Below are 22,843 nucleotides of genomic sequence, written 5' to 3' on the forward strand. Positions count from 1 at the left end.
AATAGCATGATGGCACCACCTGATCCCTTCCCGAACTCAGAAGTGAAACATCATTGCGCCAATGGTAGTGTGGATTCGTCCATGTGAGAGTAGGTCATCGTCAGCTCTCTATTCTAAAGTAAAACCCCCTCCGCTTTCGCGGAGGGGGTTTTCTTTTAGCTGGTGTTTTTAAGAATATTTTAATTTATATTGTTGATACGTGATATTGATGCTAAATTAATCAGAATGGTAAATTATGAGGATTAATAATGCATCGTGATGCAAATATTGGTGATTTGGATTTCATTTACGATCTAATTATGAATGGAGCAAAACAGGGGTTCTTTAATCGAAAATTTCAACAACTTCCTGCTGCAGCACATGGGCTTCGATTAGAGATTTCACTGATTTTAGAAAGTAGAATTCGTCCCAATGGTTTAAAAGCGAGTAGGATTATATATGAGCATAAGGGTCAACCTATTGGTTTTGTGTTGATGTCTGCTGGTGAAAAAAATAAAGGGAATGAACTGTGGATGGTCGCAATTCATAAAGATTTTCAGAAGAAGGGATATGGAAAGAAAATGGTTCAAGGAGTTCTTGATAAATTTAAAGGACTGAATTTGATGCTATTTGCTAGATGTTCACCTGAATCAGAAAAAATGTATCAGTTATTACTTAAGAATGGGTTTGCGCATGTCGAAACTAGTGAAGAAGGCTACCGTGGAATGATTTATGAACTCTAATAACGTTGATCAGAGTGGTGTCTGCTCGATTGATGCTTCATCTCCAACCTCCGTTTGGCAGCAGTGTTATATTTTTAATTACAAAAGTTCATTTTTATCCACAATGAATATAATACTTTTATCTATAGTATTGCTTTTATTATTTTCGCTAGTATTAACTATCATTGGAATTAAAGCCCCTTTACTAAGTTTAAATGAAAATGAAATTCTTTATCTTTTTTCTAATTCCGCTCAAGTTTTAGCTAGTATTTATGGCTTAACTCTTACTGGCTTCATATTTTTTAGGAATGAACTAAGTAGAGAGGAGTTCGAAGATAACACTCTTACAGATGCTGTTGAAAGTCTAAAAAATAGATATTTCAAAATTCTAACTTTTCTAACATTTATTTCAATCGCTACTTTATTTTTATCAAATATTGCAATTTCGGCTCAAAGTAGCTCAAATTTAATATTTATTACAATAATAATAAATGTTGGGCAGTCATTCTTTGTCATCAATCTATGTGTAATCGCGTATTTTATATTTGACGTTATTTCCCCTCAGAGAATACAAAAAGAAAGTAAACTCATTCAGCGTCAAGTTGACCCTATTGATGATAAAGAACAGCAAGGTAGTTTAGAGACTTTTTTGAAAAACTATAATGAGCTTGAAAATATAATTCAAAAATACGGACAAGCATACCAATCTGAATTGGAAGGTAATTTAAATACATCACGAAGAAGAATATCTAATGTGCGTCTTGCTGAATTTATTCTACGAGCTGAAAAAATAGATAGAGGTTTGTTTGAGGAAATAAAGAGTCTTATTACCTTACGAAATACAATAATACATGGGGCAGAACCAATAGTGAGTGAAACCATGGTTGAATCATCAGAAAAAATACTTAAAGAGCTTGCGGAATCTTTGGATGTTTGAATATAACGGAGCAGTTAGAAGAAATTGTAATAGCCTATAGGGTCTTTCTCAACTTAAATTTTGAACAAGAGATCTAATCTTCTGAAAATCCATTAAAAAAAATTTCTTTGAACACTTTAAGGTTAAATGCTTCAGCCTAAAAGCATAAGATAGTTATTATCTTTACACTTAATCTATATCTCTCAAAACAACTCCCCAACCTCAACATCTTCTTCAAAATCAAATCCTAACTGCTCGCCCTTACGCTGTCTCATCTGCTCTATACGCAGTTTACGTCCAGAAACCAGCCTTAAAACTTCACGGCGTTGCTCTGTTGTCATATCATGCCATCGCTGGCGCTCCGTTCGACTGCGCAGGCAACCAAAGCAATAGCCTTTTTTATTGCTTTGGCAAAGACCAATACACGGATTGGCAATCTCAAACAGCTCAAACTGTTGGTTCATGGCGACTCCATTGCTATTATCGTCATTCCTTTGACTTGCATAAAACTATTATGACAATATTATTATGTCGCAAATACTGACTAATGGTGTGCCGTTTCATTGTTATTATTTTTGTTTAGCGGGTGCTATGCTTAGCGTCACTAGCCTATATAAGATAATCATAACAAAATTAATAAGTGAGATGATACGTGAACTTGATTTATATCCATGGATTGGACAGTGATGCGAACTCTACCAAGGGAATGCTATTAGAAAAATACTGCCAGCATCATCATCCTGATATCAATGTATTGCGTCCCGATTTGAATAAATCGCCACAAGACGTGTTCGATAAACTGATAAGTCTAGTTGAGGAATGGGACAGCGACTCAAAAGTTGTATTCGTTGGCAGCTCATTGGGTGGCTATTTTTCTACTTTGGTGAGCAATCATACAGGCTGTGCGGCTTTACTATTAAATCCCAGTACTCAGCCACATGTGACATTACAGCGCTTTGCTCATGACTTACTGTTAAATAACGATAGTAATGAAGGTCAAGGCGAAGATGAATTGCCAAAGAATCAAATTCTCTATACGACCACTGGCGGTTGGGATATTACTTCTGCGGATTTGCAATGGTTTGCAGATCATCAGTTATCAGAAATTCATTATCCTAAAAAAATTGCTGTATTTATCAAAGAAGGCGATGAGTTATTAAATCCTGAATTGTCTAAAGCCTTTTATCAAGAGCAAGGAAGTACGGTTATTTTACAAGCGGGTGGCGATCATCGGTTTAGTGACTTTGGTGAGCAGTTGCCGATGGTGATAAATATGCTAAAAGATTTAGTAAGGGTCTAAACAGGCGACATTATATGACGTGAGCGATGGACTATTAACCTTAACGTCGCTATTTTTGGTTATAATGGTTGAATAGAATTAATCAGACATGAATCGTTAAGGATGCATTTGTGAGTCAATATAATGCGCAATCGTTAGAAGTTTTAGAAGGGCTTGAGCCAGTACGTCGTCGTCCAGGTATGTATACTGACACCACCCGCCCAAACCATCTGGCGCAAGAGGTCATTGATAACTCAGTTGATGAAGCGTTGGCGGGTTATGCGAAAACCATAAAGGTGCAACTGCATAGTGATGGCTCGTTGTCTGTCGAAGATGATGGACGCGGTATGCCGACTGATATTCATCCTGAATTTAATCAATCGGGTATTGAGCTGATTTTAACTCGTTTGCATGCCGGTGGGAAGTTTTCGACTTCTAATTATGAAGTGTCAGGCGGTCTGCATGGTGTAGGTATCTCTGTCGTCAATGCGCTATCAACGCGTGTTGAAGTCACCGTATGGCGTGATAGTACACAGTTTGATATGGCGTTTGAAAATGGCGCACCAGTTACGCCGCTCACTGAAGCAATCAGCTCAAACAAACGCAAACGTGGTACCAGAGTGCATTTTTGGGCAGATGGTCGCTTTTTTGATACGCCTAAATTTAATGTCAAGCAGCTCAAGCACAATCTAAAAGCCAAAGCGGTATTGGCTGCTGGGCTGACGATTGAATTTGTCGATGATATTAATAATGAAAAGGTGGTTTGGCAGTTTACTGACGGAGTGGTCGAATATCTAAGCGAACAGTTGGATGGTTTAGAAACCTTACCTGAAGCACCGTTCTATTACAATTACGATGCAAAAGCGGGCGAACGTGCTGCTATTACCTTTGCCTTGTCTTGGTTGCCTGATGGTGGCACGCCAATTCAAGAAAGCTATGTAAACCTGATCCCTACTGCTCAAGGTGGTACGCATGTTAATGGTCTGCGAACGGGTATCTTAGAGGCATTGCGTGAGTTTTGCGATATTCATAATTTGCTGCCACGGAGTGTCAAGCTAACGGCAGAAGATGTCTGGGATGGAGTGAACTACATCCTATCACTCAAGTTTTCTGAGCCGCAATTTTCTGGACAGACCAAAGAGCGCTTATCTAGCCGCGAAGCTGCTGGGGCAGTACAGACATTGGCAAAAGATGCTTTTAGTCTGTGGTTAAACCAGCATGCCGATATGGGTACTCAAATCGCAGAGCTGGCGATTAATAAAGCTGGACGTCGTCTCAAGTCTGCCAAAAAAGTCGCCCGTAAGAAAATCACGCAAGGTCCTGCGTTGCCGGGTAAGTTGGCAGATTGTCGCGGTGATTTGCGTGATGGTGCTGAGCTGTTTTTGGTGGAAGGTGATTCTGCGGGTGGTAGCGCCAAGCAAGCACGTGACCGTCATTATCAGGCGATATTACCGCTGCGTGGTAAGATTTTAAATACGTGGGAGGTGTCATCAGATACGGTGTTATCGAGCCAAGAGATTCATGATATCGCCATTGCTATCGGTGTCGATCCGGCATCTGATGATTTGTCTGAGCTGCGTTATGATAAGGTATGTATCTTAGCGGATGCGGATTCTGATGGTCTGCATATCGCCACGCTCATCTGCGCCCTATTTGTTAAGCATTTTCCTGCCTTGGTGGATGCGGGTCATTTATTTGTCGCCATGCCACCGTTATATCGAGTAGACGTGGGTAAAGAGGTGCATTATGCGTTAGATGAGCCTGAGCTTCAGCACATTTTGTCCAATGTGCCGGGCAATAAAAAAGCGCAGATTACACGTTTTAAAGGCTTGGGTGAAATGAGTGCAGAGCAGTTACGTGAGACGACCATGAACCGTGATACTCGGCGTTTAGTTCAGCTAGATATGGATGACATGGTGTTGACTAATAGCGTGATGGATATGCTGTTGGCTAAAAAACGGGCTGCTGATCGTAAGGTTTGGCTTGAGAATAAAGGCAATTTGGCTGACATATCCTAATGGGCTTGATGGATATGTCCGTCAATAGCTATATATTTATATAAGTTTATAAACCGGTAAGCTAGCAAGCAATAAAAGCCTATAAAATTCAATTTAGTTGTATAAGCTTAATGTTATTATGTAGGTATCTTTTATTATGTGGTGCCGTCATGACATCAAAGTTGTTTAATCGCTCAAAAGCTGCTGCTTCTCAGTCTATAAACTCTAAAATATTGCCCAAGCTTAGTAGAAAGCAGCTGGGTAGTTTAGTCCCGAAACGCGGTAATAAAATTGCGCCAGTGATTGCCTCAGCTATGCTAAAAGCTGCGGGTTGGAGTACGGTTGGAGAGATTCCAAATATTTCACAAGCCGTGGTTTTAGCGCTGCCGCATACTTCGAATATTGATGGGGTTTATGCAATACCTAGTTTATTTGCCCTAGATTTGAAAATCAGTATTATGGGTAAGCATACGTTATTTAAAGTGCCCGTATTTGCTCAGTTATTAAACTGGATAGGGGTGATTCCCATTGATCGTAGTGATAAAGGCTCAGTATTACAGGCCAGTATTGATAAGTTCAAAACAGGTAAGCCACTATTTTTGGGTTTAGCACCAGAAGGTACTCGTCAATATACTGAAACTTGGAAATCAGGCTTCTATTATTTAGCAGTGGGCGCTGGTGTACCTATTTTGCCAGTAGCGATGGATTACAAAACCAAAGAAATACGCTTTATGTCGTTGGTTTATCCTAGTGGTGATATCGAAGCAGATTTACCAAAAATTTATGCTCAGTATAAAGGGGTTATACCAAGACATCCCGAGCGCTTATCTCAACCATTACAAGATATCAATAATTCAGCTGAATAAAGTTTTTAAATGAGTTATGAGTATCTATATTATATTAAGACCCCCTGACTGATTAATGTCAGGGGGTCTTTTGTTTGTGAGGATGAATTTTAAGAATGGCTAAAAAACTAAGCATTGAGTTAGCTGTTGAACGTACTCACCCCGCCATCGACAGGTAAATTCATACCAGTAATGATGGCAGCGTCATCACTGGCTAAAAACATCACAGCGGCGGTTACATCAAACGGTGTCGCTGTCTTCCCTAGTGGAGAATGGGTAATAAATGGATTTGGGCTGATGTCTGTTGCCACCAATCCAGCAGATACGGCATTAATACGTACATTATTTGGTATATTCTCTAATGCCAGCTTCTTTGTAACATCAGTCAAATCCCTTTGCCTAGCTTTATAGGTCTCTATATTCCAGTCTGCTGATATCTCCGTTAGCGTTGATACATTAACGATATTGCCTTGTGTTTTTATCAGTTCTGGAATAACTGACTGATGAATGCCGACCGCAGTATCTATATTGACCATCACATCAATATGTTTATATTTATCGCGTACATGCTCTATTAATCTTGCCGTTTGGGTCAGATCATTAATATCACTGGTTACGGTAAGGTGATTACCTGTATTGATCCATGTATGATCCTGTGGCAGATCCTCGTAGATGTATTCTAAAATATCGTTATTAATACCAACGATTATACAATTCGCCCCTTCTTGTGCAAATCTAAGCGCCGTTGCACGACCAATATCAGAATCTGCACCTGTTATAATGACAGTTTTTTCTTTAAAGCGCTTCATAATGTTCAATCCTTTTTATTATATGATGGTCATTAAATAATTTTAATAAATGTCTCTAAAAAATGTAATCAAAGGCAGCCCATAAGCGATAAGTTTGACTGCAAATCATGCTACTTTGCTATTATCATAACAACTCATTGCCCTGAAAGCGACTGCATTTAATAAGGCTTATTTTGTTAAGTTTTTCGTTGGTAGCCTGTCGTTATAGCAAAAACATTTGCGAATATTCAACATGCTCTAGTGTTATGCTCATCAATAGCAACTTACCATACAACGCGTCCATTCGATAATAAAAGGTTAACACTGTGTCTGACTCATCTATTACCCTATCTGATAATGACTGTCTTGTTAATGAGTTGACCTGCTATTTGCAGAAAGATGCTGTAGATATTGCTTTGACCAATATGCAGCATCTTGAGCATAAATATGACGCGTGTTACCGTGCTCAGCAATATCACTATCAATTGCCACTGGGTAACCTATCATTACTTGAGCTCATATTGTATTTGCCTGCTAAAAGTAGTCTGGTCGATATTAAAGCTGCGCGTATGGCGGTAGTAAAGGCCACGCTCATATGGCACAAGACATATCTTACTCAGCATAAAAATAACGACAACATGAGCCATAATGTTTTAGTTTTTGATATTCAGCGCACCGATAAAGCTCAAGAAATCAATAAAATTAAGATAAATAACCAGCAACGACAACCCCTAAAAAGGCTCACTCATGGTTTTGGAGTCCGCTATTTTATGGAAGATTTGGTGGTGGATATGAGCGACAGTATGCAGCAGCTACAAGTTTTTAGCTGGCATGACTGGCAGGCGATATTAGCAAGCCTACAAGCACCATGCGAGTTATGGCGGTTTTTGCATTATCGTTTAGGGCAATTACAGTATTCAGCCAGTAATCATGTCGCTAGCTTTGAATCAGAAGCAGGTCTAGTCACTCAGTTTTTACATAGCCCAACTTTATTTACGGACGCTATCGCATTAGATAATGCACTCATCAAATATGAAGTGCAAGATGAGCCCAATCCTGCATTAGTCGCTATGACACTTGCCTACAAAAACAAAAGCACGACTGCGCACATGTATCATCAGCATATGGCGCAAGCGGCAGTTCTGTGGTCGCAGCTAAGCATCCAAATGATAGAGATGCTCGATGAAGAAGTACTAGGCAATGCTGATAAAGAGACACTAGGAATAAAACGCTGTTATTGGCAACAGCAGCTATTGGACGAGTCTTTATTTTCGCGCCATGAGCTGGTTCGAACAATATATAGACATCCTAAACAAGCACATGGTCTGCAAAAAGAAGGTTATGTCGTCCATCAGCACTCTTATGAGAGCTTGGGACGGCATTATGTATTAATATTTTATGGGCAAGATGTTGAGAGCCAGCACAGTAAACAGGCTATTCAGCCAAACTTAGCAAGGATTGCACAGGATGTTGCGAGCCGCCTGCCAATAGCCGAGCTGCATCATGTGATTGTATTGGGCATTGATTTTATTGAAGAGTCTAATGATACCTTTATTGATATCGATTTATGGATTCAACCCGTTGATCCGATGACCCAGCGTGAGCGGCAGCTGACCAAGCAACTACAGCGCTTAAACCAACAGCATAAAAAGCAAACGGCAAATAATTTATCAGCAAGTAACTTATCAGCAAGTAAAAATGAGTCAATGCGAATGCAATTAAATTTGAATATACCTGCACGGAAGACAAAGTCCTGAGTATGATTTTGCAGCGATGTTTTGTAGCGAGTCTTTCATAGAAACTAAGTTGACGCCATAAAAAAAGACAGCCTAGGCTGTCTTTTTTATTCAAAATATATCGTTAACGATGACTTATTTTAAGTCGTTATCATCAATATCAGTAAAGCCTTTATTACTGGGCGCTAGATTTGAACCAGTGTCGATATCGTCATCACTTGTTTCAACATGAGTGATATCTACATGACCCGTACTAAGATTGTTGGTATCGCCAGTGCTAGTAGGGAAGTCACTAGTCATTGTACCTGAAGCAGCAGGAGTGTTCTCTCGAACTGAGTCAGCAACTTTTTCTTGTGTACTTGAGCTAGTATGAAGAGCAGATTTCGCTTTAGCTTCTTCACGTTCTTTGTCCATTTTATCCTGCATTTTACGTAGGAAACGTGCAGCGGCTTCTTGACCACCAAGACCAAATGAAAGGGCAAAGGCTACCGCTACGGCACCTAGTGTTAGACCAAAGGCTAGGTTAACGATAGAGTCAGCAATACCCATCGCTTTTAGACCCATGGCAAGTACTAAACCCATGATTAGTACACGGACGATGTTTGCTAGGAATTGTGAGCCTTGCTCAGAACGCTCAACGACACCTGCAATGATATTGGCAAGCCAGAAGCCAATAAATAGGATAATTGCGCCCAAGATAATATTGGCACCAAACGCAATAAACATGGCGATAATGGCTGAGATAGGCTCAAAACCTAGTAAGTCAGCGGCGGCAATTGAGGCAAATAACATCGCAAAGAAGATAATCGCATAACCAACAAGATCAGAGACTCTCTTATCGCCCATCGTTTCTTGTAAGCCAACTTTCGCAGGCAATTGATTAATCTCAGTGTTTTCGATCAAACCTTTGATGATATTGGCAACCATACGTACCACATAGAAAGTCACGACTAAAATCGCAACCGCCATAAAGATATTTGGCAGTGCTTCCATGATTTTGTTCAGCATATTTGTCGCAGGACGAGCAATCACTTCAATTTTTAATGCGTTTAATGCAGCAATAATAGTTGGAATGATCACTACTAAAAATGCCAATGAACCAGCGATATTAGGCAAGCTGTTTTTTTCGCTTAAACCTGCTTTTGTAGCCAATTCTTGAACATTAAAAGTAGACACAAGATTGGTCACAATGCCGCGTACCACTTTGGCAATGATATAACCGACGACAAAGACAACACCTGCAATGAGGATGTTAGGGATAAAGCTAAAGATTTTATCAACCATATTCGTCAATGGAGCAAATAAACCATCGAGTTCTAATTTACCCAATACCATCGTCAAAACAACCAACAAGATGAACCAATAAACCATATCGGCAATCGTGCTACTCATCGGTTTTACACCTGCCTGAGCACTCAAACGCTCATCCATTGACGTTTTCGCCAATGCCGCGTTGATAGCTGTGCGTGCAACGGTAGCCAAGACCCAACCAATAATACCCACCGCGATAGCGCCGATAAGATTAGGGATAAAGGCTAAGACTTGATTGACCATATTTGCAAACGGTGTCGAGATTGAGTTCAAATTCAATTGATTCAGCGCCCCAGAAATCGCGATGATAAAGATGAACCAAAATACAATCTTTGAGATAATACCTTCTAAATCGTAGGTCTTACCCGTTGAAGAGTTCATGCGTTGGTTCAGATTGACTCTAGATAATACATTACGAACCAGTGCTGCGATACCCAGTGCCACCAGCCAACCAATAATAAATATTAAAATAGCACCAATAATAGAGCCGATCGGCCCACCAAGATAACCGTTAAAAGATGTGTACATTGGATTCATCTTATCCTCCTTTAATCATCATACGAAAGCCACTCAACAATATCATCAGTACAGCTATTGTTGAGCGAAACCAATACATAGATGGTTATAATTAATAGTATTTTTAAAGTAAGTTATGCGGTGATATTATAATTTTTGAGTAGGTAACCTTATCAAAAAACGTTGGTTTCCCTCGTGTTGATTACCTTACTGCCAATGTTAATCATCCATGATAAAGACGTACACTCGGTTACTTATCACCTTAACTCATTTAGCTTAGCTGATGTATTAGTGGATTTAAAGATAGAAAGCTTAACGTGTTACTGTATTTGTGTGATAACTTGTTATTATGATGAGAAATATTAACATAGACTGTACATTCGCCCGATAATTTGACGGCAAACATGGTTCCTAAAACTAAGATTTGTTATTATAGGAACATGTGACATCTCGCCACTATCCTTACAATTTGAGAGTACTTTATGAAAAAAATCACTACTTTAAGCGTTGGTGCACTTGCTAGTGCTATGTTGTTGGTAACAGGCTGTAGCACAAATAACGGTAACCAAGAGACAGCTGCTAAAAGCATTTCAATCACCGAGCAAAGCTCAGCAAATGAAAAAGTAGGTTATAGCTTAGGCTTCATGATGGCTGAAGGTAACAAAGAAGCGGTCGGTGACCTGAATCTTGATACCTTTGAAAAAGGCTTCCGTGATGGTTATGAAGGCAACGAATCAGCATTGACTCAAGAACAAATGCAGGAAGTGTTGACGACTTATCAAAAAGAGCAAGAAGAAAAGTTCGTTAAAGACATGGAAACAAAAGCTGGAGAAAACAAAACTAAAGGCGCTGCATTCTTAGCAGAAAACGCTAAAAAAGAAGGCGTCAAAGAAACGGCTTCTGGCTTACAGTACAAAGTCATCACCGCAGGTACGGGTAAATCACCAAAAGCGACTGACGTGGTTGAAGTGAACTACGAAGGTAAGTTAATCGATGGCACAGTATTTGATAGCTCTTATGAGCGCGGTGAGCCAATTGAGTTCCCGTTGAACCAAGTCATCGCTGGCTGGACAGAAGGTCTACAGCTGATGAAAGAGGGCGGTAAATACGAATTTTATATCCCATCAGATATTGCTTATGGTGAAGCGGGTAACGCAGGTATCGAGCCTAACAGCACGCTTATCTTTACGGTTGAGCTATTAAAAGTAAAATAATACTTAGTACACACCCTAGTGAACCAGTGTTAAAAAATAAAATCATAAAAAAGCCCTCATAATATTATGAGGGCTTTTTTATGACTAGAGATTGAGCATCTAAAGAGTTTTTTGAAAGACTTTAGAATTACGACCATTATGGTATTTTTCTTGACGCGATGCAGGTAACGCGCTGGCCTCGACTTCGGCAAAGCCTTGCTCGACGAACCAATGTGCCGTCCGTGTTGTCAACACAAACAACTTGTGCAGACCATGACTGCGCGCTTGTTGCTCTAAAAATGCCAGTAAGTCTGCACCGCGACTACCGCTACGATAATCGGGATGTACGGCGACACAGGCAACTTCTGCTGATTCTGTATCCAATGGATATAGCGCTGCGCAGCCCAAAATCATACCATCGCGCTCGATGACACTGTAATTATCAATCTCTTGCTCTAAGCGTTCGCGTGAGCGGCTGACTAATATGCCTTGCTCTTCTAGCGGTGATAATAGCTCAATCAGTCCGACCACATCGTCAATATTGGCACGACGAATCTCTTCGTAAGGGTCGTGGCTGATAAGAGTGCCAGAGCCATCACGAGTGAATAACTCTTCTAATAAGGCACCATCTTTGGCGTACGAGATAATATGGGTGCGATGGACGCCTTGGCGGCAAGCCAAACTGGCGCAATTTAAGAAATAATTGATCTCGCAATTTAAATCACGATCACGTAAGAAGCGATCGACTTCATTAGGAATCATCTCTCTTAGTAAGCGATCATCGTCATTGATGCCTGCTTCTTCACCCAAGAAGATAAGCTTATCAGCACCCAGTGCCACGGCTGCACTGAGCGCCACGTCTTCAGCTAGCAAATTAAAGACTTCACCAGTTGCTGAATAACCCATTGAGCCTAAAATCACAATATGGTCATGTAGCAGGTTATTTTTGATGGCTTCAACATCGATAGAGCGCACTTCGCCAGTCATTTGATAGTCGATACCATCACGAATACCGTAAGGACGTGCGGTCACAAAATTGCCTGAAATGGCATCGATGCGTGAACCATACATAGGTGAATTGGCCAGTCCCATCGACAGCTGCGCTTCGAGTTGTAGGCGAATAGCGCCTACCGCTTGTAAAATAGCAGGCATCGCCACGCGCGGTGTAATTCGAATGTCTTGATGCAGTGGGGAGGTAATTGCAGCATCTTTTAAGTTCTTTTCGATTTGCGGTCGCGCTCCATGTACCAATACCAGCTTGATACCTAAGCTATGTAATAAAGCAAAATCATGAATAAGGGTGCTGAAATTTGGATGATTGACCGCCTCACCACCAAACATAATCACGAACGTTTTGCCGCGATGGGTATTGATGTAGGGGGCAGAGTTACGGAACCAATGGACGTATTCAGGGTTGATTTGGGGCATGGCGCTAGTAGTCATAATAAGGGCAATAGTAGTGAGAATAAGAAAAGGGGCGTAGCAAAAAATGCCTATCGCTAAAGAATTACCATAGCAAAAAACGCCGTTATGAGCTATCTTTTATTTCAGTAGTATCAATCAATTTTTATTACTGATCGACGATATACACAACCTCAACACGGGGTTAGTGTACGTACAAACACTTTTTGCTATGCTAAACGCTATTGCTTTACAGGCGATGAACGAAGATAATCAATAAAAATAAGAACTTTATACGCTAAGATTACCAGCTATGACAAGATAGACACCAGCAGCATAGACGTATGCAGCGCTTGCCATTAGCTGTCACTACAATCAGCAGCGATACTAGGTCTGCCAGTACTATAACAGTCGACCATTTATAGTGAGTTATGTTTCTTATAGCATGTTTCTTATAAGTGGGTATGTTCCGTCTAAATTGTGCTGCCTGTAAACGATTCAATATACACCAAAAGTCATTCAATTTTTACCAGCTGCGTTTTACCGACATATTAACCAGGGATAATGAAAACCATGAAAAAAAGTAACCAATTTGCTAGCCCATTTAGTGCTTGGAGCGGACATCGCTTATTCCACGTTGTGGCTGGTACGCTCATCGGTGCGATGGTAGTGACGCAAGCCTCGGCAATGCTACCGACGCCAGAACAAGCCGTTGATAGTTCGGCAGCTGTACAGACCAATGCTACTAAAAGCAGTAACTCGAGTGCACAGGCCGTCAATAGTAAAATTACCGCGTCATTAATTAGCGTTGATGCAAACGGTCAAGAGGTTTTGGCTCCGGTGAATGCTAGTACGCGCCTGCAATCAGGTAATGTCTTGGAGTACCAAGGTTATTTCACCAATACCAATGCAGATCGCGTCCGTAAAATGACCGTGACTATGAGTATCCCTGAGCAGGTAGAGTTACTGCGTACAGTATCACCTGAGTTTCCATACGGCAGTGCGGACGGCAATACTTTTGCCCGTATGCCATTACGTGGAAAAGTGGATAACCAACTGCAAGAAATTCCATTAAAGTATTATAAAGCGGTACGCTGGGATTTAGAGGGTGTTGGTCTTAATGACACCGTAGTGGTTAAATACCGTGCACGTGTGAAATAAGCCAGTCATTTAATATTAAGTATTTTATCAGTGTGATTTATTTAATACTGACTTAATATTCGTTTAATCACAAAAAGTATCACGGCTCGTTGCTGTGGTGCTTTTTTATGGGTTGTTAACAAGAAATTTTGGTACGCCGTTGCAAGGCGCTTAAAGCGTCGCGTATTTTCGGCTAGATTTTTCTTTGATTAATTGCTTGATGGCAGCCATCTGTGCGGTAGTGGCTTGCGAGCCTGCAGCTATGAGAGCACGGCGCTGGCTGGTATCTATTGAGCTGATATGACTGACCGCAGGCGTAATCAGCACATCAGCACGATCTCGTTCACGCTGCATCGATGAGGCACGATTGGCGCTTGGCGGGGCTACAACATTACTCTCCAAAAATCCCCAAAAACTACTTAATCCGTTGAGGTTTAATTTTTTATCAAGTGTAGAGACACCGCTAATATTGTTAATACCAGTATCTGTCACATCAACGGCAATAACAATATCAGCACCCAAGTCATGAGCGCTATCGACAGGTACTAGGCTGACCACGCCACCGTCGATATATTTTTTACCGACCTTTTCGGGAATACGCGGCGCAATAAAAATATTCGGTACGCTACAGGACGCTTGAACGGCAAGCCCCGCATCACCAGTGGTAAAAATGGCTTTTTTCAAAGTATGCTTCTCCGCCGCGACTGCTGCAAAGCGGATAGGGAAATCCTCTATTACTCGTCCATCGACTTTATCGTTGATAAAGTTCTTGAGTTTGATACCCTCGATGACACCTTGATTGGATAAGACAAAATCTGTCAATTCGCTATCTGTAGTGGTCAGTGCCAGTTGCTCAAGATGTACTGGTGTGTAACCGCTGGCATATAAGCCACCAACCAAGCTGCCGACGCTAGTGCCAACGATGAGCGTGGGTTTGATACCATTTGCTTCTAGTGCTTTAATCACTCCAACATGGGCGAAGCCTTTGGCACCACCGCCGCCCAATACTAACGCAATGTTAGGTTGCACTATTTCAGCTGCTTCAGGTAACGGCTGCGCTGGCGTTAGAGCGCTACAAGCGCTGATAGATAATCCGAGTACGGCAATTAAGCTGGTGCATAGCACTCTCATACTATGTCGCACTCTTAGACTATGAAGAGGTTGTCGGTACTGGGCAGGAGCGAACATAAAAACACCTTATAAAATGACGATAATACGGAAAATAAAACATCAGTTATTGATATGATACAAATGAGCCGTTTGACTTTCAGGCTTTTTGACGCAGTATTACTAAATAGCTGAGCATAAGCAATTGTATTGTCAGCTATAATGAAATGAGTCGGTGTTTTGATGTGTCCTGTTAATGACAGCTGTTTTATAAAAACTGTCATCATCTACGGTATATTGAAAATACTTGAATGAGTATATGAAAACTAAAAATAATATCGTTAGGATCTTTGATGTCAGTATCGGTGAACGCTTTTTTATCCAGCCCAACAGACCATATAAGGTCTGAGCTGCCACTCTCAGCGCTAGATATGCCAGTGACGGCACTGGCGGGTGTGGGATTAAAAGTCGCAGAACAGTTGGCACAATTGAATATTAAACGAATATTTGATTTATTGCTGCATCTGCCACGTGATTATGAAGATCGTAGCCGACGGCTTTCTATAGCAGAGGTGGGGCACGGGCAGTCTGCGTTAATTACTGGGTGTGTGGTGCACGTCGATACCAAGCGCAGCGGTATGACGGTCGTGGTAGATGATGATACGGGCACCATATCGCTACGGTTTTTTAAGGTTTATCGTGGTCTTGCACAAACCATGAGCTTAGGGGCGCAGCTGCAATTATTTGGCGAAGTGAAAGTGAGTCGTTATGGTAAGCAAATCCACCATCCTGAATATCAAGTTATCAGTAGTAATGAGACGGTAGTAAATACCGGTTTGCAGCCTATTTATCCAAGTGTTAAAGGTTTGCACCAGAATAAGCTGCGTACCTTAATTAAGCTGGCATTACAGACGGTTCGTAGTGAAGGCTTGCCGATGACGCTGTTTACTCCTATAGACTTTGCAGTCGTGGCTGACTTGCCATTAGCGCCTTTTGAACCGACGAAGACAGTAGTAACAGAGGCAGAGTATCCAGAAGATATATTCTCGACACTGGCGCGTAGTGTGCCAGATAATACGACTGGTCATAGCGTTAGTAGTGTCAATAAAGCCAATGTCTATGATGCCAATAATAATACAAACAGTGATATCCATACAGTCGCTAATAGCACAGTTAATAACAACGTTTATAATCTGACGATATTTGAGGCCTTAGTATTACTGCATACGCCGCCGACTTATACCGACGCAGGACGACAATACCAGCTACTCACCCAGTTAAGTGCCCGTACTCATGCAGCATGCCAGCGTTTAATTATTGAAGAATTAACCGCCCATCAACTCAGCTTGTTATATCGTCGTCAGCAACTGCATCAGAATAAAGCGCCCAAATGTACTATCAACAGCCCGCTTGCCGATAAGCTATTTGCCGCATTGCCGTTTGATTTAACGGGTGCCCAGCAACGAGTCATGAAAGATATTACGGCTGATATGGCAACGTCCATCCCGATGTTGCGGTTGGTGCAGGGCGATGTTGGCGCGGGCAAGACTCTGGTCGCAGCGGGTGCGGCGGGTTATGCGCTTGATAGTGGCTGGCAAGTGGCGGTTATGGCACCCACAGAAATTTTAGCAGAGCAGCATTTGGTCAATTTCAAACAATGGTTTGAACCGTTAGGTATCGGTGTTGGCTGGCTTGCTGGGAAACAAACGGCGAAGCAGCGCCGCGAAGCATTGGAAGCAGTCGCAGAAAACACGGTGCAAGTGGTCGTCGGTACTCATGCACTGTTTCAAGAGCAGGTGCAGTTTGCCAAATTGGGCTTAGTTATTATCGATGAACAACATCGCTTTGGTGTTGAGCAGCGTATGGCACTGACCAATAAAGGTGTGGCGAATAGCACACCGCATCAGCTTATTATGACTGCCACCCCGATTCCGCGCACGCTCGCGATGAGCGTTTATGGTGATATGGATACCTCGATTATCGATGAATTGCCACCGGGGCGTACGCCAATTACTACGGTGACCATTGACCGTAATCGACGCGATGAAGTCATTGAGCGGATTGCGATTAATTGTGAAGCGGGTAGGCAAGCATACTGGGTTTGCTCGTTGGTCGAAGCGTCTAGTGTGCTGGATGCGCAAGCCGCTGAAGCCACTTATGAGGATTTAAATGAGCGCTTGAATATTCGCATTGGTCTTGTCCATGGCAAGATGAAATCCGTTGACAAACAAGCCATTATGCAGGCATTCAAAGCAGGTCAGCTCGACTTACTGATTGCCACAACAGTCATTGAAGTCGGCGTCGATGTCCCTAATGCGTCGTTAATGGTCATTGAAAATGCCGAACGATTAGGTCTATCGCAATTACATCAGCTGCGCGGGCGAGTCGGGCGTGGCTCAACCAAAAGCTATTGCGTACTGTTATACCAAAAGCCATTATCAGAAACAGGTACAGAGCGCTTAAATGTCCTGCGTGATAGCACTGATGGTTTTGTCATTGCCCAAAAAGATTTGGAACTGCGTGGTCCCGGTGAGTTATTGGGCAAACGTCAAACGGGTAACGTCGGTTATTATTTGGCTGATCTGATACGTGACGAGCAGCTGTTTGCCATTGCTCAGCGTTTAGCAAAACATTTAATTGCAGATCCTACGCGCAAGGCAGATGTCAGCCAACTGATTCACCGCTGGATGCCTGAAGCGAGTCGTTATACCAATGCCTAAGGGGTGTTCTCAATTCAATCGATTATCCTCTAAATGGGCTGAAAATGGCTAAATTAATAGCAAAAAAGAGGACAGCCAACGCTATCCTCTTCTGTTTTTTGACGTAAAGCCATCATCTGGAAAAAAAGCTATTTGGCTCTTTTCGACTTTTTCAATGACTTCTTAAGATCTTTGAGGTCTTTCTTTTTCTGCTTAATTTTTGCTTTGGTATCTTTAATTTCTTGTTTAAGCTTCTTTACGTCTGATTTATTAGCCATGATGGATTCCTTTATTAGTAGAGTTATCTTAATAATGACAAATTACCCCATAAATACAAGTCTAAACTGTAGGGCGTATGTATCATTAATTTTTACGAGTGATGGTTCCAACTATAATGGGCGCATCTTAATTCATTCAATATGACAATATATTTTTTCATTGGCGGAATAAGTTTTAAGAAAGGGGTTTTGTGTGAAGAAGACTTATGCAATGAACTGGAAATACGCTGTTTTTTGTCTTTACTTATCGTTCACTTTATAATCTTTGCTACTAATAATCTTTATTAAGTTCAATGTCTTACTACGTCTTGATTATTATATCTTGATTACTATCAACAATTGACTATGTAGATACTTAACATAATTGACCCAATGACGAGATAGTCTACAATGATAAAAGACTATTTTGATAAGCTCTGCCTGTATCATTTTGTTTCCCTTATACTTTTTACGGCGTTAGTACCGTGCTTATTTATAGAGACCGACTATGAGTGATTTTGAACACCCTAATAATAAGCAAGCACCGACTAGCGAGCAAGAAACCAACATTGAGCCACCTCAACCATCTGAGCTACCACCGTATCGCCAGTCTGATAATTTGTCTAAAAAAACCGCTTCAAAACTACCATTATGGTTGTTACCCGTATTGGCAGCCGTGCTTATCATTGGTGTGCTACTTGGAAAGTATTGGGACGGTAGTGATAAAGCCGCGACCGATGAATCACCAGCTTCTAGTCGTACTTCAAGTGATGGTGCCACTGCAAGCGCTACGAGCACTGAGCAGGCGGTATTATCAGTAGAAACGGTCAGCCCAAGCCAAGATGATATTGGTAACACACTCAGTGCTGATGGCACCATTGATGCCAAAGATACGGCGAATGTCAGTGCTAAAGTCAATGGCGTGGCTATCGAGAGTATAGTGGTTGAAGAAGGTGATCGCGTCAAAGCGGGTCAAGTATTGGCGATATTTGACACCGATGCTATGGAGCAGCAAGTCTTGCAAGCAGAGGCAGATGTTGCCGAAGCAGAAGCGACGCTTGCCAATGCCAGCGCTGATGCTGCCCGTGTATTGCCACTGCTTGATATTGATGCGATTAGCAAACAAGAAGCCGATCGCTATCGCACTGCAAAGCTTCAAGCACAGGCTGCGCTACAAGCCTCCAAAGCGCGTCTGAGCACTCAGCGCTTGAGTGTAGATAATGCAACAGTGGTCGCACCAGTCAGCGGTGTCATCAGCGAGAAAATGGCGGAGGTCGGTATGGTTGCTGGTGGCGAGCCATTATTTACTATCATTAAAGGTGGTATTTTGGAATGGCGTGCAGATATTGATCCCAAGCTTGTCGGTGAAGTCAGTGTCGGGACGCCAGTACGGGTGAGCTTACCAGATGGTGATACGGTAATGGGGAAAGTGAGCCGCATAGCACCAACGGCGGACAACAACCGGCAGATTACCATCTATGCGAGCTTGGCAGCCAATGCAAAAGTACGGGCAGGTATGTATCAAACGGGTGAGTTCCTGTTAGGCAGTGCCAGTACGCAAACGGTGCCCAATAGCGCTATCGTCAGCAACGATGGCTATGATTATGTGATGCTAGTAACCAGTGTGACCACTCAAGATGGTCAGACTATGGGTCGTATCAAGCAACAACGAGTGACATTGGGCGAGCGACTTGGCGAAAATGTGGCAGTGCTAGAGCCATTGCCTAGTGACAGTCAAATTGTCAAACAAGGCGGCAGCTTTTTAAATGATGGAGATTTGGTGCGTATCGTTGATGGTGTTAGCCAAACGAGTACAGCAGCGCAGGCACAACCATGAGTTTAAATGTTTCTGCTTACTCGATAAAAAATCCTTTAGTTGCCATTTTGCTATTTATACTACTGACGTTAGGCGGTATTTATGGCTTTATGAAAATGAAGGTGCAGCAGTTTCCTGATATTGACTTACCTGCAGTCGTGGTCACGGTGACTTTACCGGGTGCCGCGCCATCACAGCTCGAAAACGACATCGCAAAAAAGATAGAAAACAAGCTTACGAGTATTGAAGGTATCAAGCATATTCGCACCACGTTACAAACGGGTGCTGCCACCATGGTCACAGAGTTTGTGTTAGAAAAGGATATTCAAGAAGCGGTCGATGATGTGCGCTCGGCAGTAGGCGAGGTACGCGGCGATTTGCCTGCCGCTGCTAATGACCCTATTATTACTAAAGTTTCAACCGCAGGATTCCCCGTTGTCACTTATTCTGTGGCTTCTGAAAACATGAATGTGGAAGACTTGTCTTGGTTCGTCGATGATACAGTCACCAAGCGTCTTTCTGACATACCGGGTGTCAGTACGGTTAGCCGTATTGGTGGTTTGCAGCGTGAGATTACCGTCGCAGCTGACCCGATTACCTTGAGTGGTCTTAAGCTCTCTATCACACAACTATCCAATCAAATCACGGGTATTCAGCAGGACAGCTCTGGTGGTGAAGCAGAAGTGGGCAAAACCACCCAGACGATTCGTGTCCTTGGTGCGGTGGAGCGGGCAAGTGAGCTCAATGATTTACAAGTGGCAATCCCAGCAGGCGGCACACAAGCGCTTGGACGTATGGCACAAATCACAGATGGCGCGGCTGACCCAAGCTCTATTGCTAAGCTTGACGGGCAAACGGTGGTGGCATTTAACATCACCCGCTCGCGTGGTGCCAGTGAAGTCGAGGTCATGGAGCTGGTTGATGCAGAGCTTGCCAAGCTGTCAGCCGATGTAGGTAATATCACTATTGAAAAGGTCTATGATCGGGCAACGCCCATTGCTGAAGATTATCAAGCTTCTTTACGGATGCTGATCGAAGGTGGTCTGTTAGCAGTTGTCGTCGTATTCTTATTTTTGCGCAATATTCGGGCGACTATAGTTGCTGCTGTCGCCTTGCCATTATCAGTGATTCCCACCTTTTTAGGTATGTACTTATTTGGCTTTAGCCTCAATATTATATCTTTGTTGGCATTGTCGTTAGTGATCGGTGTATTGGTTGATGATGCGATCGTCGAGGTCGAAAATATCATACGGCATTTACGCATGGGCAAGACACCGTATGAAGCAGCGATGGAAGCGGCTGACGAGATTGGCTTGGCGGTAGTCGCGACCACCTTTACTTTGATTGCTGTGTTTTTACCCACCGCCTTTATGGGCGGTATCGTTGGACAGTTTTTCCGTCAGTTTGGCTGGACAGCTGCATTATCGATTTTTGCGTCTTTGATGGTCGCACGTCTTATCACACCGATGATGGCAGCGTATATATTGCGACCAGAGAAAAAACACGTTGAGAAACAAAGTGCGCTGATGGGTTGGTATCTCAAAATAGTGGCATGGACACTGCATCATCGCTGGCTGACGATGGGTGCAACTTTAGTGTTATTCGTGGCGTCACTGATGCTTGTCAAATTACTACCAACATCGTTTATTCCTGATAATGACATTGACCAAACTCGTGTGGCGATTGAGTTGACACCTGACGTTGCGCTGGAAGACACAGAGCGCGTTGCTGCGCTGGCAAGTGAGCGTATTTTAGCAATGCCTGAAGTCACCAATATTTTTACCTCAGTCGGTGAGGCTCAGGCTAGCATGGACTCAAACTCTAGTGGTGGCAAAGCCGAAAATATAGCAGGTCTAGACATCGTGCTAGCACCACGTGCAGAGCGCGGCTCTAAGCAAGAGATTGAACGTCAAATAAGTAGTTTGTTGGCAGAAGTGCCAGGTGCGCGCTTTACCGTCGGTTTGTCGAGTGGTGGAGAGAGTGGTTACAACTTCTCTATGACCAGTACCAATCCGCAATTGCTTGAACAAACCGCTCAGCAAATCATGTCAGAGATTCGAGGGCTGCCCAGTGCTGGCTCCGTGACCAGTGACCGCAGTTTACCGCGTCAAGAGTTAACGGTGACGCCAGACAGACTGGCGATGGCGGATAAAGGGGTGACCACGCAAGACATCGCTACGACGTTACGAGTGGCGACGGTGGGTGACTATGAGCAGCGTTTATCCAAGCTCAATTTGGATACGCGGCAGATTCCTATCGTCATTCGTCTACCAGATGTTGCCAAACAAAATGTCAGTCAATTAGAAGGTCTATATTTACCGAGCTCGTTACCAGCAGGACAGGGTGTACGTGTGGGTGAAGTCGCGTCATTAGACTTTGGCACTGGGCCGGCGCAGATTAGCAGGCTCGATCGGGAACGCGCCATCAGTATCACGGTGCAACCTGCGAGTGGCGAGCTTGGAGACTTGGTACAAGCGGTTAAATCAGTACCCGCCATGCAACAACTACCGCCTTCTATTACCATTATTGACCAAGGTCAAGCAGAAAACATGGCTGAGCTATTCAGCGGTTTTGTGATTGCGATGTCGGTCGGTGTGGTCTGTATTTTAGGCGTGCTTATTTTATTGTTTGGGCGTATATTGCAGCCTTTTACCATTTTGATGGCATTGCCTTTATCGATAGGCGGCGCTTTTGTGGGCTTGGTTATTACCAATAGCAGTCTTTCTATGCCATCGATGATCGGCTTTATTATGCTAATGGGTATTGCTACCAAAAATTCTATCTTATTGGTCGATTATGCACTGATTGCACAGCGTCGAGGTTTGGCGCGTTTTGAGGCTATTATCGATGCTTGCCGCAAGCGGGCGCGTCCTATTATTATGACCACCATTGCGATGGGCGCGGGGATGTTGCCCTTAGTCTTCGGTTGGGGTGATGCCGATCCAACCTTCCGTCGTCCGATGGCCGCTGCGGTATTGGGTGGTCTGGTGACTTCGACGTTATTAAGCCTTGTGGTGATTCCAGTGGTTTATACTTTGATGGATGATTTGTCAGGATGGTTTGCTAAATGGCTCGTACCTAGTGGCAAAGAGCAAACAACGACAAATGGTAAAGTATGATTTAACGGATTTATTTGATCAT

At 42.8% G+C, this 22,843-nt stretch carries 17 protein-coding genes and 1 rRNA gene; 12 read left to right on the plus strand and 6 right to left on the minus strand.

The annotated features are described in order from the left end of the window. The 3 genes from rrf to ACP7AE_RS09565 form a co-directional block, all read left to right on the plus strand. Positions 1-106, plus strand: a 5S ribosomal RNA gene (gene rrf, locus ACP7AE_RS09555); the annotation flags it as partial. A 142-nt stretch (positions 107-248) separates the two neighbouring features. Continuing rightward, positions 249-722 carry a GNAT family N-acetyltransferase gene (locus tag ACP7AE_RS09560; protein WP_201540502.1) on the plus strand — a complete coding sequence of 158 codons (474 nt, stop codon included), beginning with the start codon at positions 249-251 and terminating at the stop codon, positions 720-722. Continuing rightward, positions 712-1,638: a hypothetical protein gene (locus tag ACP7AE_RS09565; RefSeq protein WP_426242757.1), complete on the plus strand. Its 927-nt coding sequence runs from the start codon at positions 712-714 to the stop codon at positions 1,636-1,638. Before ACP7AE_RS09560 ends, ACP7AE_RS09565 begins: the two co-directional genes overlap by 11 nt. A 182-nt stretch (positions 1,639-1,820) precedes the next feature. Here the strand turns inward: ACP7AE_RS09565 and ACP7AE_RS09570 are convergent, their stop codons facing one another. Beyond that, a complete protein-coding gene (locus ACP7AE_RS09570; protein ID WP_087816287.1) occupies positions 1,821-2,081 on the minus strand; it encodes a DUF1289 domain-containing protein in 261 nt (86 codons plus the stop codon). 188 nt (positions 2,082-2,269) lie between these two features. Here ACP7AE_RS09570 and ACP7AE_RS09575 point away from each other — a divergent pair, with 188 nt between their 5' ends. From ACP7AE_RS09575 to ACP7AE_RS09585, 3 genes are all read left to right on the plus strand, one after another. Beyond that, on the plus strand, positions 2,270-2,917 hold the full coding sequence (locus ACP7AE_RS09575; protein ID WP_426242759.1) for a YqiA/YcfP family alpha/beta fold hydrolase: 648 nt from the start codon (positions 2,270-2,272) through the stop codon (positions 2,915-2,917). Between the two features lie 110 nt (positions 2,918-3,027). After that, on the plus strand, positions 3,028-4,914 hold the full coding sequence (gene parE, locus ACP7AE_RS09580) for a DNA topoisomerase IV subunit B (RefSeq protein ID WP_201540505.1): 1,887 nt from the start codon (positions 3,028-3,030) through the stop codon (positions 4,912-4,914). A gap of 149 nt (positions 4,915-5,063) precedes the next feature. Then, complete coding sequence (locus tag ACP7AE_RS09585) at positions 5,064-5,759, plus strand: lysophospholipid acyltransferase family protein (RefSeq protein ID WP_426242761.1); 696 nt, start codon at positions 5,064-5,066, stop codon at positions 5,757-5,759. Between the two features lie 119 nt (positions 5,760-5,878). On the opposite strand, the gene ACP7AE_RS09590 is transcribed toward ACP7AE_RS09585, so the two are convergent. Beyond that, on the minus strand, positions 5,879-6,547 hold the full coding sequence (locus ACP7AE_RS09590; RefSeq protein ID WP_426242763.1) for an SDR family NAD(P)-dependent oxidoreductase: 669 nt from the start codon (positions 6,545-6,547) through the stop codon (positions 5,879-5,881). A 305-nt stretch (positions 6,548-6,852) separates the two neighbouring features. On the opposite strand from ACP7AE_RS09590, the gene ACP7AE_RS09595 reads away from it, so the two are divergent. Then, positions 6,853-8,283, plus strand: a complete 1,431-nt coding sequence (locus tag ACP7AE_RS09595; RefSeq protein WP_426242765.1) for a hypothetical protein — start codon at positions 6,853-6,855, stop codon at positions 8,281-8,283. A gap of 114 nt (positions 8,284-8,397) precedes the next feature. On the opposite strand, the gene ACP7AE_RS09600 is transcribed toward ACP7AE_RS09595, so the two are convergent. Then, positions 8,398-10,110: a mechanosensitive ion channel gene (locus ACP7AE_RS09600; RefSeq protein WP_201540509.1), complete on the minus strand. Its 1,713-nt coding sequence runs from the start codon at positions 10,108-10,110 to the stop codon at positions 8,398-8,400. 461 nt (positions 10,111-10,571) lie between these two features. Here ACP7AE_RS09600 and ACP7AE_RS09605 point away from each other — a divergent pair, with 461 nt between their 5' ends. Then, positions 10,572-11,303, plus strand: coding sequence for an FKBP-type peptidyl-prolyl cis-trans isomerase (locus ACP7AE_RS09605; protein ID WP_426242767.1), 732 nt, complete (start codon positions 10,572-10,574; stop codon positions 11,301-11,303). A gap of 99 nt (positions 11,304-11,402) precedes the next feature. Here ACP7AE_RS09605 and argA read toward each other — a convergent pair whose 3' ends face one another. Then, a complete protein-coding gene (gene argA / locus ACP7AE_RS09610) occupies positions 11,403-12,725 on the minus strand; it encodes an amino-acid N-acetyltransferase (RefSeq protein WP_426242769.1) in 1,323 nt (440 codons plus the stop codon). Positions 12,726-13,256: 531 nt separating this feature from the next. On the opposite strand from argA, the gene ACP7AE_RS09615 reads away from it, so the two are divergent. Then, positions 13,257-13,844: a hypothetical protein gene (locus ACP7AE_RS09615; RefSeq protein WP_055125406.1), complete on the plus strand. Its 588-nt coding sequence runs from the start codon at positions 13,257-13,259 to the stop codon at positions 13,842-13,844. Between the two features lie 150 nt (positions 13,845-13,994). On the opposite strand, the gene ACP7AE_RS09620 is transcribed toward ACP7AE_RS09615, so the two are convergent. Beyond that, positions 13,995-15,011 carry a patatin-like phospholipase family protein gene (locus ACP7AE_RS09620; RefSeq protein WP_426242771.1) on the minus strand — a complete coding sequence of 339 codons (1,017 nt, stop codon included), beginning with the start codon at positions 15,009-15,011 and terminating at the stop codon, positions 13,995-13,997. A 272-nt stretch (positions 15,012-15,283) separates the two neighbouring features. Between ACP7AE_RS09620 and recG the strand changes: the two genes are divergently transcribed. Continuing rightward, entirely contained in the window at positions 15,284-17,650 is a 2,367-nt protein-coding gene (recG, locus tag ACP7AE_RS09625) for an ATP-dependent DNA helicase RecG (RefSeq protein ID WP_426242773.1), read from the plus strand. A 128-nt stretch (positions 17,651-17,778) separates the two neighbouring features. On the opposite strand, the gene ACP7AE_RS09630 is transcribed toward recG, so the two are convergent. Further along, complete coding sequence (locus tag ACP7AE_RS09630; protein ID WP_426242774.1) at positions 17,779-17,907, minus strand: hypothetical protein; 129 nt, start codon at positions 17,905-17,907, stop codon at positions 17,779-17,781. A 487-nt stretch (positions 17,908-18,394) separates the two neighbouring features. Between ACP7AE_RS09630 and ACP7AE_RS09635 the strand changes: the two genes are divergently transcribed. Further along, positions 18,395-19,723 (plus strand): efflux RND transporter periplasmic adaptor subunit, encoded by a 1,329-nt coding sequence (locus ACP7AE_RS09635; protein ID WP_426242776.1) that lies wholly within the window; start codon positions 18,395-18,397, stop codon positions 19,721-19,723. After that, on the plus strand, positions 19,720-22,821 hold the full coding sequence (locus ACP7AE_RS09640) for an efflux RND transporter permease subunit (RefSeq protein ID WP_426242778.1): 3,102 nt from the start codon (positions 19,720-19,722) through the stop codon (positions 22,819-22,821). Before ACP7AE_RS09635 ends, ACP7AE_RS09640 begins: the two co-directional genes overlap by 4 nt. Positions 22,822-22,843 lie beyond the last annotated feature (22 nt).

It is taken from the genome of Psychrobacter sp. TWP2-1-2 (genome assembly GCF_049896785.1).
Taxonomy (GTDB): Bacteria; Pseudomonadota; Gammaproteobacteria; order Pseudomonadales; family Moraxellaceae; genus Psychrobacter.

Bases quoted from the DNA above. Each gene is read 5' to 3' on its own strand.
- ACP7AE_RS09570 (WP_087816287.1), bottom strand. From the start codon at position 2,081: ATGAACCAACAGTTTGAGCTGTTTGAGATTGCCAATCCGTGTATTGGT.
- ACP7AE_RS09565 (WP_426242757.1), top strand. From the start codon at position 712: ATGAACTCTAATAACGTTGATCAGAGTGGTGTCTGCTCGATTGATGCT.
- ACP7AE_RS09585 (WP_426242761.1), top strand. From the start codon at position 5,064: ATGACATCAAAGTTGTTTAATCGCTCAAAAGCTGCTGCTTCTCAGTCT.
- recG (WP_426242773.1), top strand. From the start codon at position 15,284: ATGTCAGTATCGGTGAACGCTTTTTTATCCAGCCCAACAGACCATATA.
- ACP7AE_RS09600 (WP_201540509.1), bottom strand. From the start codon at position 10,110: ATGAATCCAATGTACACATCTTTTAACGGTTATCTTGGTGGGCCGATC.
- ACP7AE_RS09590 (WP_426242763.1), bottom strand. From the start codon at position 6,547: ATGAAGCGCTTTAAAGAAAAAACTGTCATTATAACAGGTGCAGATTCT.
- ACP7AE_RS09620 (WP_426242771.1), bottom strand. From the start codon at position 15,011: ATGTTCGCTCCTGCCCAGTACCGACAACCTCTTCATAGTCTAAGAGTG.
- ACP7AE_RS09635 (WP_426242776.1), top strand. From the start codon at position 18,395: ATGAGTGATTTTGAACACCCTAATAATAAGCAAGCACCGACTAGCGAG.
- ACP7AE_RS09615 (WP_055125406.1), top strand. From the start codon at position 13,257: ATGAAAAAAAGTAACCAATTTGCTAGCCCATTTAGTGCTTGGAGCGGA.
- argA (WP_426242769.1), bottom strand. From the start codon at position 12,725: ATGACTACTAGCGCCATGCCCCAAATCAACCCTGAATACGTCCATTGG.
- ACP7AE_RS09630 (WP_426242774.1), bottom strand. From the start codon at position 17,907: ATGGCTAATAAATCAGACGTAAAGAAGCTTAAACAAGAAATTAAAGAT.
- ACP7AE_RS09560 (WP_201540502.1), top strand. From the start codon at position 249: ATGCATCGTGATGCAAATATTGGTGATTTGGATTTCATTTACGATCTA.
- ACP7AE_RS09640 (WP_426242778.1), top strand. From the start codon at position 19,720: ATGAGTTTAAATGTTTCTGCTTACTCGATAAAAAATCCTTTAGTTGCC.
- ACP7AE_RS09605 (WP_426242767.1), top strand. From the start codon at position 10,572: ATGAAAAAAATCACTACTTTAAGCGTTGGTGCACTTGCTAGTGCTATG.